Genomic DNA, 9,375 nt, shown 5'->3' on the forward strand with positions numbered 1-9,375 from the left:
TCTGAAACAGAACACGACTCATGGGGCGCGCCCAGAACTCAAAACCAGGTCACTAGGGATCACAGCGTGGCGTCAAGGCTGCAACCGAGGCGGACGAGTGTCACTCGTTGGCCAGCGGCAGCACCGATCCCACCCATGCCGTTGCCTTCCGGGGGAGTGTGTGGGTGTCGACGCCGAGGACGTGGATGTTTCCGAGGCATCCGCGCGGGCTGCCGGCCTTGAGGGTGCGGTACGAGTGCCCACCGGTGCTGGGGTGGACGATCACGGCACGCCGATCGTCGCTCGAGGTGTAGCCGGCGCTGTAGGTGAGGAGCTGGTGTACGTCTGCGGCGCCGACGCCGTGGCGGTCGTAGCGCTTGTACTTGGCGTCCACCGGCAGCAGCGTGCGCACGGTCGGGTCCCGGTCGGGAAGGCTGAGGAGGACGTCCGGCCGGAAGGCCGAGGTGATACCGAGGTCGCCCCGCACGGTGATGCCTGCCGCGCCACCGCTCGGGACGGTGTGCCCGCCGTGCGGGATTGCCGCGTCGGTGACCAGACGCCGGACCACGGCCTCCCAGAGGGCGGGCATGGCGAGCAGTAGTCCGTCCGCCGCGGTGCCGTGGTCGGTGAGGATGTCCGTCACGCCGCCGCCGCGCAGCAACAGTCGGGCCCAGGTGTGTGCGGCGCGGTAGCGGGCGTTCAACCTGGTGTACCGGGTGCGGTCCAGGGCGCGGAGGGCGGCGTCCGGAGGCGTGGCCTTCGGGAACGCGTCGGCGATGGTGTGGAGGTCGCGAGCCAGGTCGGGACTCGTGGTCAGGGCCCGGGCCACCTGCAGCGCGGTTCCCAGGACACGGTTGTCCCAGATGTCCGTCTCCTGGTCGAACGTGCGGGTGTGCAGCTTGTCCAGCTGTCCGTATCGGAGGGTCGTCTGGGCCGCGACGTCCAGGCGTCCTCGCAGGACCGGTTCCAGGTTCTGGCGGCGCACGTAGTCCCGGCGCAGTCCCTCCCGCAGCAGTCGCTCGCACTGCGCCAGCAGGGCCGTGGCCACAAGGTCGGCGTAGCCTTCCGGGCCGGTGGCCCAGCGCCGTGACGTCACCGGCAGCGGAGCCGGCGCACCGAGGGCATACGCGAGCCAGTCCATGAGCCGATCGCCAGGAATGGCAAACTTGGGCTCCAGGACCAGACGGATGCGGTCGAGCACCAGTAGGCCGACCGTCGCACCGGCCTTGAGTCGCCATCCTGTCGGGGTCTGCTCCAGGCCGAGACGACCGTGTGCCTGCAGGGCACGCAGACGCTTGACGTCACGGGACGTGAGCTGTGAGTCCGCCAGCAGGGCTGAGCCGTACTCCTCGATCCGTACCTCGGTGCGATCAGGCATCGGGGCCCGGTGTACCACTGGTGAACTCGCTTGCCAGCGCGGCGACGAGGTCTTGCGGCGACATCAGCGCGGGGCGCCCGGTGTCCGCGTCGACGAGACCTCCGAGGATCCGGTGCAGCAGGTCGGCGCGACCGAGGCAGTAGTCCTCCAGCAGCGGAATCACCTCGTGGTGGAAGGCGGCGGCCAGATCGTCCTCGGCGGCGATCGGCTCGCCGTCCCGGAGCAGGTAGGCCTGTCCGATCTGATGGTCGGTGTCGAGGTGGCGGGCGATGCGGGTGTTGAGGGACTCGAAGAACTGTGCCAGGTCCAGTGGACCGACGGTGCCGGACACGACATCCGGGTCGGGACCGACCGGAAGGAAGGCGAAGCGGCGGCGTACGGCGGCGTCCAGGTGGCTGATGCTGCGGTCCGCCGTGTTCATGGTCCCGATGATCCGCACGTTCGGCGGTACCGAGAACGTGCGTCGACTCACGGGCAGTCTGACGGGCAGGCCCCGCTTGTCGAGTTCGAGGAGCGTCACCAACTCGCCGAAAATGCGGGGCAGGTCACCTCGGTTGATCTCGTCGATGATCAGGAGAAACTTCTCGTCCGGGCAGGCGGAGGCCTGGGCGCACAGTGAGTGGAACACACCGTCGATGAGCGCGAGTGTCAGTCCGGGGCCTGTGATGTTCATGTCCGGCTTGAAGCCCTCGACGAAATCCTCGTATCCGTAGGAGGGATGGAAGGTCACCATGTGGATGCGGCCGGCCCGCAACATCTCCGCTTGGGCAGCGGCACGCTGCTCAGGCGGAGAGCTCAGGGCGTCCGCCCGGCCAGTGAGGACGAGGGCGGTGCCGAGCGCGAGCCGGGTCTTGCCTGTGCCGGGCGGCCCGTACAGGATCACCTGTCCCTTGCGGTCCAGCGCCTCCAGTACGCTCTCGACGTCTTCGGGCAGCATGACGGGATCACCGGTATGTGACTCCGCGGGTTGTGTGCCCGGGACTCCGAGACCCGCGGAGATCCGCGCGAAAAAGGCCGCGTCGACCTTGGCGAACGTGGACCGCCAACCGTGTTGTGCCTCCGACAGTTTCCGCGCGTGCGAAACGTCCCACGTCACCGGAACGACGTGCCGGTATTCGACGGAGTCGGGCTCGAAGCGGTAACTCCCGCTGACGGTGCCGGTCGCGAGGACCTCGTCCGTCCCGCGGTTGGCGACGATCCGGTCCCCCGGCTCAAGGTCCCGGAAGGCGAGCAGCCGCCGGGCGAGTGTCAGGCTGCCTCCGCTGCTGCGCGGCCAGTGCGCGTCGAGCGCCTGCTTGAGCTCGGTGTCGCTCTGGTACTGGCCAAGGTCACCGAGCTCGTCCCACCCGACGCGGATCACCGCGCCGTCACGGCATTCCCCCCACAGCCGGCCGCGTTCACCGGGTGCGATTTTCCAGATCGTGTTCTGCCGAGGCGGCCGTATTCCTGCATGGCCTTGCGCACCATGTCGACGAGGGTGGAGTTCAGCTCCGCCACCCGCCGGTCGACGAACTGCCGCAGTTTCCCGGCGCGTAGCTCGTCCTCCGCGGCCAGCGCGATCAGGCCCACCTCCCCCTGCTCGACCCTCCCGGCACGGCCGACGAGGTTCCAGAAGTCAGGCGCCGGAATGTCGTTGCCGTACGGGAACTGGTGCGAGGCCAGGACGACGTTCGCCACCGGGAAGTTGACGCCCTGGGCGATGGTCGTGGTGGACACCAGGTGGGTCAGGTCACCGGTCTCCATCAGGTACTCCGTGACGACTCGGATCTCGTCCGGGAGACCGCGGTGATGGACGCCGATCCCCTTGGCGAGCAGACCAGCCAGCGGGAAGTCCCCGCCGAACTCCTCCTCGACCACCTCCCGGACCGCTCGCAGGTCTTCGCCCACGTCCGTCAGCTCGGTACGCCCGCCCGCGATGGTCCGCGCGATCGACCAGGCGTGGCCCGGCTGCTGCGCCAGCGTGATGGTCTGGCCGCGCGCCGCGAGAACCGCCGCCGTCGCCGCGGCGAGCTTGCCCGGGCTGTTCACCTGCGACCAGGACAGCCCGAGCGGCCGGTATCCGTCCAGGGGCAGCAGGTCGGGCACGCTGAGTGTCCTCCGGCTGGTGACCAGGGGTTCCAGGGCGACCTGGAAACCGCCGCTGCCCGGGGCGCGCTCACGCCGAGCCAGCGCCAGGATGCGGTCGTTCGGTGTCCAGTCCACGGACAGGCCGACCGACTGGTGGCTGCCGCTGTCCAGCCACTCGGCGATGACGTCCCCGTTGTCGATGAAGGGCGTCAGGAGCAGGAACCCCGCGTCCTGGGCCTCACGGTTGACCGTGGCGAGCAGCAGCTCCAGTTTGATCCCGCGCTTGTCCACACCCAGGTGGTGTGCCTCGTCCGCCACCACCAGACACAGCGGACGCCCGATCTTCTCCTGCCAGCCGGACCGCAGCAGCAGGTCCAGCTTCTCCGGTGTGGATACCAGCACCCGGAACTGCCGCTCGCTGCGGTCGGTGAGCATGTCCGCTTCCAGGCCGTCGAAATCCAGGGCCGGACTGACCCGCTCCACCCCGATCCCGAGGTCGGCGAAGTCGCGGCGCAGCCGGCGCGTCACCTGGTTCACGAGCGCCCGGTTCGGGGCGACGTACGCGACCCAGCCGTGCTGCTTGTCGTAGGCGTTGAGCGCCTGGAGGATCCGGAACTGGGCGATCAGGGTCTTGCCCGCGCTGGTGGGCAGGCTGACGACCACACTGCGGTGCGCCGACCTGATCAGGCCCTGCTCGGCGAGGGCCACGCGCTGCGGTGGCAGGACCTCGAAGATCGGGCGCGGCCGTCCCCGGTCGACGAGGGAGGCGACGAAGGCGTTCACCTCCGGGCTGACCGCGCGGGCCACCGTCCACAGGCTGTTGTCGACGATCTGGTCCGCCGTGGCCGCGAGCAGCCTCACCAGCACTTCCAGATCCGGGTCCGCCGAGGCCACCGCCGCCTCCAAGGCCCGGTCGCTGTGCGCCTGCACGCGCTGGCGTACTCCGTAGTGACGGCTGGGGCGCTTCTCCCGCATCAGGTGTCCGGTCGCCAGATACTCGGCGAGCAGTTCCGCCGTCTTGAGCAGGTGGTAGTGAGCGGCCAGCGACCAGGCGGCCGGCCGGGCATCGTCCCCGGCCTCCGACAGGTACGCCTCCCCCCACACCGCCTGGTCCTGGCGCAGCCCGGCGATGACATGATCCAGGGCGTCGAGGTCCTCCCATCCGCGCTTGCGCAGCAACAGCAGCCACGCGTCCGCGGTACCGCGGCGCACCCGGCCCTCCCAGTCCTCCTCGGAATCCGGCGCGGACGGCAGCTCGACGTCTGCGAGCAGCCGGGCCGCGAGCGGCGTCTCGTCGGCGATCCAGCCCAGGCAGGCGGTACGCAGCAGCTCCAGCCGCGCCTCGGGAGCGTCACCCTCGGGCAGCCGAGCCCGCGCCAGGGCGAACATCTGCCCGCACAACCGGCGCGTGGCCGGAGCTTTCGGATCCTCCGCGATGGCGTCCCACGCGAGCAGATCCAGTGCCCCCACCGCGAAGTCGACCGCCTCGCGACTGTCCGCGGAACCCTGGGGAACGTCCGCGTCGACCGCTCGCAGGGCCGAGCCGGTCAGCACGCGCTGCGCCCGCTCACCGGCCTCCCGTACGAGACCCGGTTCGAGCGCGCCTTCCAGCCAGCCCAGATCAGCCAAGGTCACCCACCCCCGCGTGGGTGGGCCAGGCGGCCATGCCGATCGGCAGGTACCAGGCGGTCAGCAGCGCGTGCATCGGTTCCACGACCGTCTTGGCGAGCTCGGCGGCCGGCCCGCTCAGGTCCGCGGCCGCTGGAGCGGTGTCCCGCACCAGACAGCCGAACAGCCGGAAGTCCCTGCCCTGCGAGCTGATGAAGCGACGGGCCGCGATCTGGTACGCGCTGACATGCTCGGCGCTGCGGCACCGATGGCGCAGCCACTTCATCAGCGTGAAGTGGTCGTTCCCCTGCGACAGCCGCTTGAGCTGCTCGATCATGCCGTCCGGCCGGGCGGTCATCACCGTCGGCGGACTCTTCACCTCCGCCGACGACTTCACCTCGCCGAACAGCAGCGTCGCGGTCCCGTCCGCCACCCATAAGCCCACCAGGTCGGCACCCGGAAGACTGGCCTTGCGGGTACGCCGGTCCTGGGCGCCGTCCCACAGCCACACCGCGCCGTGCCAGTGCTCCAGCAGCACCTCGGCCAGGGCCTCGCCGAACTGCCACGGTTTCGGCTCCGGCTCGGTCGCCAGCAAGGCACCGATGAACTCGGTCTCCATGTCGGTCGTGGCCAACGACCGTAACTCGGTGACGATGTCCCGGGTCGCCTCCAGGTCGCCGGCCCGCTCGGCCCACGGCCCGGCACCTAACTCCCGCATCACCTCGGCCGTCAGCCCGACGCCGCTCCACGTCACGGCCCCGTCGGTGCCGCCGTACAACTCCATCCCCTGCGGGATGCGCGGTGCGGCGCTGCCTTCCCCCACGCGTACGTCCTTCCCCCCACCCGGCACCCCCGTGCCGACCCCGTGTCACCGCCCGACCGGGCCGGGTGGTGCATCCGGCCACTGCTGAGAACGACGGTGTGATCAGAATTCTCTCCACGCCCCGGCCGTTGTCCACGCCGTGTGTCCGCCTGTGGACGGACTGTCTCGCATTCCCCGTCAGGTGAGCGGGAGCCATGCCCAGACGGTTTTCCCGGAAGGCGGCCGGGGCTCCGTGCCCCAGCGGGTGGCGAGCGCGTCGACGAGCACCAGGCCGCGTCCGGACTCGGCACCGGGGTCAAGGGTGGTGGTACGGGGCTGGGGTCGACGATCGCCGCGGGGGTCGGCGACCTCGACACGGAGAGTGTCCGGCGCCTCGACGACCAGCCTGAGGCGGAAGCAGCGGCCTCTCACTCGGCCGTGCGTCACCGCGTTCGCGGCCAGCTCGGCGACCACCAGGGCGGCGGACTCACTGGCGGTGCAGGAGGGCGGCCAGCCCCACTCCGCGAGCTGCTGCACAGCCAGGAGCCGGGCCAGACGGGCACCGCGCGGTGTGGAGCTGAGGAGCTGAGTGAACTGCCGGGTCGCCCCGGGGGTGGAGATGTGTGACTTCATGTCACCGAGCGTGGTCGGCTCGCTCTACGCTGACCAGGAATCCCTTCGGTACGGAGGGTGTGTGTACCGGCACGGAAGGTGTCCCGTACGGGGTGTCGGCCGTGACCTGAGTTGGGGGTGACGGTGGCGGAGACGCAGGAGTCCTACGAGTCGTACGACGATGACGGCGAGCTGAGCAGCGACCTGATTCGGGCGGTCGGCAAGCAGCTGAAGGTGCTGCGGGAACGGGCCGGGCTCACCCAGCGGGAACTGGGGGACCGGCTCGGGTACAGCGAGGATCTGATCTCCTCGGTGGAGAGGGGGCGGCGGACGCCTCAGCGGGAGTTGCTGAAGGCGGCGGATGAACTCCTCGATGCTGGTGGGGTGTTGGAGGCCGCCATCGAGGACGTGGAGAGGGTCAAGGCGAAGGGGCGGGTTCGGCATCCGGCTTGGTTTCGGGATTATGCGCGGTTGGAGCGGGGGGCCGTCGAGCTGAACTTCTACAACAACCACGACATCCCCGGCCTGTTGCAGACCGAGCGGCGGACCCGGGCGCTGTACGAGATGCGCAAGCCCTTGCTGGGTGAGGACATCATCGAGCAACGGGTGGCCTCGCGGATGGCCCGCCAGGAGATCTTGACGCACTGGCCTCCGCCCATGGTGACGGCCGTCGTCGAGGAGGTAGTGCTGCGGCGGCCCATTGGCGGACCGGAGGTTCACAAGGAGCAGCTGGAGCAACTGATCAGGCTCGCCCAGCTGCGCAACGTGGAACTCCAGGTGATGCCGACGGACCGGAGCGAGCACGCCGGGATGGGCGGCCCCTTCATCCTGCTCACGCCGAAGGGCAAGGCGCAGGTCGGATACACGGAGGTGCAGAACAGCAGCCGCCTGGTCACGGATACCGAGGACGTACGTATCCTGGCCGCACGGTACGGAAGCATCAGGGCTCAGGCGCTCACCATGCGGGAGTCCCTCGACCTGATCAACAGCATGCTGGGAGAACTATGAGCACTGCCGAATCCGTGCGCCTCAGCTGGTTCAAGAGCAGCTACAGCGGCAACGAGGGCGGCGAATGCCTGGAGGTCGCCGCCGCTCCCGGCGCCGTGCACGTGAGGGACTCCAAGCACCCCGCCCGTGCTCAGCTCGCCTTCCGGCGCCGGGAGTGGGACGCGTTCATACGGTTCGCCTCCGGACGCTGACCGCTCAGGTCTTCGTGTTGGTGGGGTGCGGCCCGAGGTAACCCACGTAGACCAGACCGGTGTTGGGACCGTCGTCGTGGAAGTAGAGCCGTGGGGCCACCGTGTTGCCGCCGCCGATGCGGAGGTGGGCCTCCATGAACAGTTTCCGGCTCGGGTCGACGGCCTCGGGAACCGGGAACGTGCGCTCGCGGCGCCAGTCCTCGCGGCTCCCCACGGTCTTGGACTCCTTCATCTTGACCTTGCCCGCCGGGAAGGGGCGCGCGCAGTCTTCCGGCAGGTGGGAGCACCAGTAGCGGAAGTCGCCGCCCGCTGTACCGTCGGCTGACGCTGCGGCGTAGTCGTTGAGGGCGTGGAGAGCGTCCCAGGCGACCTCGACCCAGTTGCCGATGCACTGGGCGTCGAGTTCCCTCGTGATCTTTCGGTTGCCCGTGAAGCGCAGATTGAGGAACTCGCCCATCCGGTCGAGGATGTCGGCAAAGGTGGCCGGGTAGTCGGCGGGTTCCTCGACGGGCGCATGCGCGAGGTCGTACTGACCTGCCTTTTCGAGCCGTATCTGAAGAGCCCGTACCTGGCGCTCGGCGTGCTTGAACTTGGCGTACAAGTCCTGGTTCTCGGCGGCCTGGTCGAACTCCAGCTCCTCTGCGATCTGGAGCTGCTGGCGGAGGTCGCGCAGGACGTCCCCATATGCGTTCTCGCGCTGCTCGGCCTCGTCGAGCATCGCGGTCAGAGTGGCGTTCTTCGCGCGCAGTTCATCCAGGCCCGAGCCGTGGGCCGCCGGGCGGGGGCGGGTGCGCTGGACGGGCAGGTTGTCCAGGGGCCCGGGGAGCGGCAGGCGCAGGGCCAGTCGCTGGGGGAGGGCCGCGAGGATGGCCGCCGCCCGTTTCGGGTTCGCCTCCAGCGTGGCCCGGGACATCACGGGGTGGCGCTGGGCGTCGGGTTTCCAGGCCGGGTCCACGCCCGGGAGGTAGGTGCGGATGCCGCCGCCGAAAACGCGGTGGTAGTCGAAGGTGTCCTCGAACAGCTGCTTGGCGTCCGGGGGAAGCACGTACATCACGGCGAGGCCGGTGAGGTGCTTGAAAGCCGGTTCGACGACTTTCTCGGTCCAGGCTTCCGGGTCCTGTCCGTAGGGCACACTCGCCACGACGATGGGGAGTCGGCGGTCCAGGTCGCAGAGTTCCTCGATCACCTCCTCCACGTCGTCCGGCTCGATGAACTTCGGGACCGTGCCGACGTCGGCGAGACCGTCCTGGGCCTTGAGCGCGTCGAGTAACAGCCTCGCAATGCCAGGGGTGTTGGCGCGGATAGGCCGCACATCCGTTGAAGCCGGGAGATGCTCGATGTCGACCTGGATCCACGTGCGATGGTCGTCCTCCCGGGGGTCCGAACGGACGACGAGCGTGGACTGCCAGGTGCCCGGGACCGGGCGGTCCTTCCACTCCCGCAACCGCCAGCGGGAGTACGCACCGTGCCGGCCGGACACGGTGTCGTGGTCGAGGGTCACCCCCTCGGCTATCTCATTGCGCCCCTCGTCCAGGGCCGAGGTGTCGTACGGCTTCATCACGCTCAACCAGTGGTGCAGTTGGCGGTCCGCAATGGCGGAGGCCGCGACGAAGTCCTGCTTCGTTGACACGACCATCCGGTAGTTGCGTGGTTCCATGGGCGGCTCCTGGGCAGGTGCGGCGGCGGGTGAGGGAGACGCCGAGTACGGCGCACCGCTTGGGCGGTGCGCC

The 9,375-nt window shown here is 69.5% G+C and carries 8 protein-coding genes; 2 read left to right on the forward strand and 6 right to left on the reverse strand.

The window, feature by feature from the left end:
- Positions 1–100: 100 nt before the first annotated feature.
- From FDO69_RS29485 to FDO69_RS29505, 5 genes are all read right to left on the reverse strand, one after another.
- Entirely contained in the window at positions 101–1,357 is a 1,257-nt protein-coding gene (locus tag FDO69_RS29485) for an McrC family protein (RefSeq protein WP_104784182.1), read from the reverse strand.
- Positions 1,350–2,717 (reverse strand): AAA family ATPase, encoded by a 1,368-nt coding sequence (locus FDO69_RS29490; protein WP_234388168.1) that lies wholly within the window; start codon positions 2,715–2,717, stop codon positions 1,350–1,352. The genes FDO69_RS29485 and FDO69_RS29490 overlap by 8 nt, the downstream gene beginning before the upstream one ends.
- Positions 2,714–5,053, reverse strand: coding sequence for a DEAD/DEAH box helicase (locus FDO69_RS29495; RefSeq protein WP_104783808.1), 2,340 nt, complete (start codon positions 5,051–5,053; stop codon positions 2,714–2,716). The genes FDO69_RS29490 and FDO69_RS29495 overlap by 4 nt, the downstream gene beginning before the upstream one ends.
- Positions 5,046–5,855, reverse strand: a complete 810-nt coding sequence (locus tag FDO69_RS29500) for a hypothetical protein (RefSeq protein WP_138430215.1) — start codon at positions 5,853–5,855, stop codon at positions 5,046–5,048. The genes FDO69_RS29495 and FDO69_RS29500 overlap by 8 nt, the downstream gene beginning before the upstream one ends.
- Before the next feature lie 177 nt (positions 5,856–6,032).
- Positions 6,033–6,467, reverse strand: coding sequence for an ATP-binding protein (locus FDO69_RS29505; RefSeq protein WP_104783813.1), 435 nt, complete (start codon positions 6,465–6,467; stop codon positions 6,033–6,035).
- Between the two features lie 123 nt (positions 6,468–6,590).
- Between FDO69_RS29505 and FDO69_RS29510 the strand changes: the two genes are divergently transcribed.
- Both FDO69_RS29510 and FDO69_RS29515 read left to right on the forward strand, forming a co-directional pair.
- Entirely contained in the window at positions 6,591–7,454 is an 864-nt protein-coding gene (locus FDO69_RS29510) for a helix-turn-helix domain-containing protein (protein WP_104784185.1), read from the forward strand.
- Positions 7,451–7,645: a DUF397 domain-containing protein gene (locus FDO69_RS29515; RefSeq protein ID WP_104783815.1), complete on the forward strand. Its 195-nt coding sequence runs from the start codon at positions 7,451–7,453 to the stop codon at positions 7,643–7,645. Before FDO69_RS29510 ends, FDO69_RS29515 begins: the two co-directional genes overlap by 4 nt.
- 4 nt (positions 7,646–7,649) lie before the next feature.
- On the opposite strand, the gene FDO69_RS29520 is transcribed toward FDO69_RS29515, so the two are convergent.
- Complete coding sequence (locus FDO69_RS29520) at positions 7,650–9,302, reverse strand: hypothetical protein (RefSeq protein WP_234388169.1); 1,653 nt, start codon at positions 9,300–9,302, stop codon at positions 7,650–7,652.
- Between the last annotated feature and the right edge of the window lie 73 nt (positions 9,303–9,375).

The sequence above is a fragment of the Streptomyces tibetensis genome (genome assembly GCF_007655005.1).
Lineage (GTDB): Bacteria > Actinomycetota > Actinomycetes > Streptomycetales > Streptomycetaceae > Streptomyces > Streptomyces tibetensis.

Bases quoted from the DNA above. Each gene is read 5' to 3' on its own strand.
- FDO69_RS29485 (WP_104784182.1), bottom strand. From the start codon at position 1,357: ATGCCTGATCGCACCGAGGTACGGATCGAGGAGTACGGCTCAGCCCTG.
- FDO69_RS29505 (WP_104783813.1), bottom strand. From the start codon at position 6,467: ATGAAGTCACACATCTCCACCCCCGGGGCGACCCGGCAGTTCACTCAG.
- FDO69_RS29515 (WP_104783815.1), top strand. From the start codon at position 7,451: ATGAGCACTGCCGAATCCGTGCGCCTCAGCTGGTTCAAGAGCAGCTAC.
- FDO69_RS29520 (WP_234388169.1), bottom strand. From the start codon at position 9,302: ATGGAACCACGCAACTACCGGATGGTCGTGTCAACGAAGCAGGACTTC.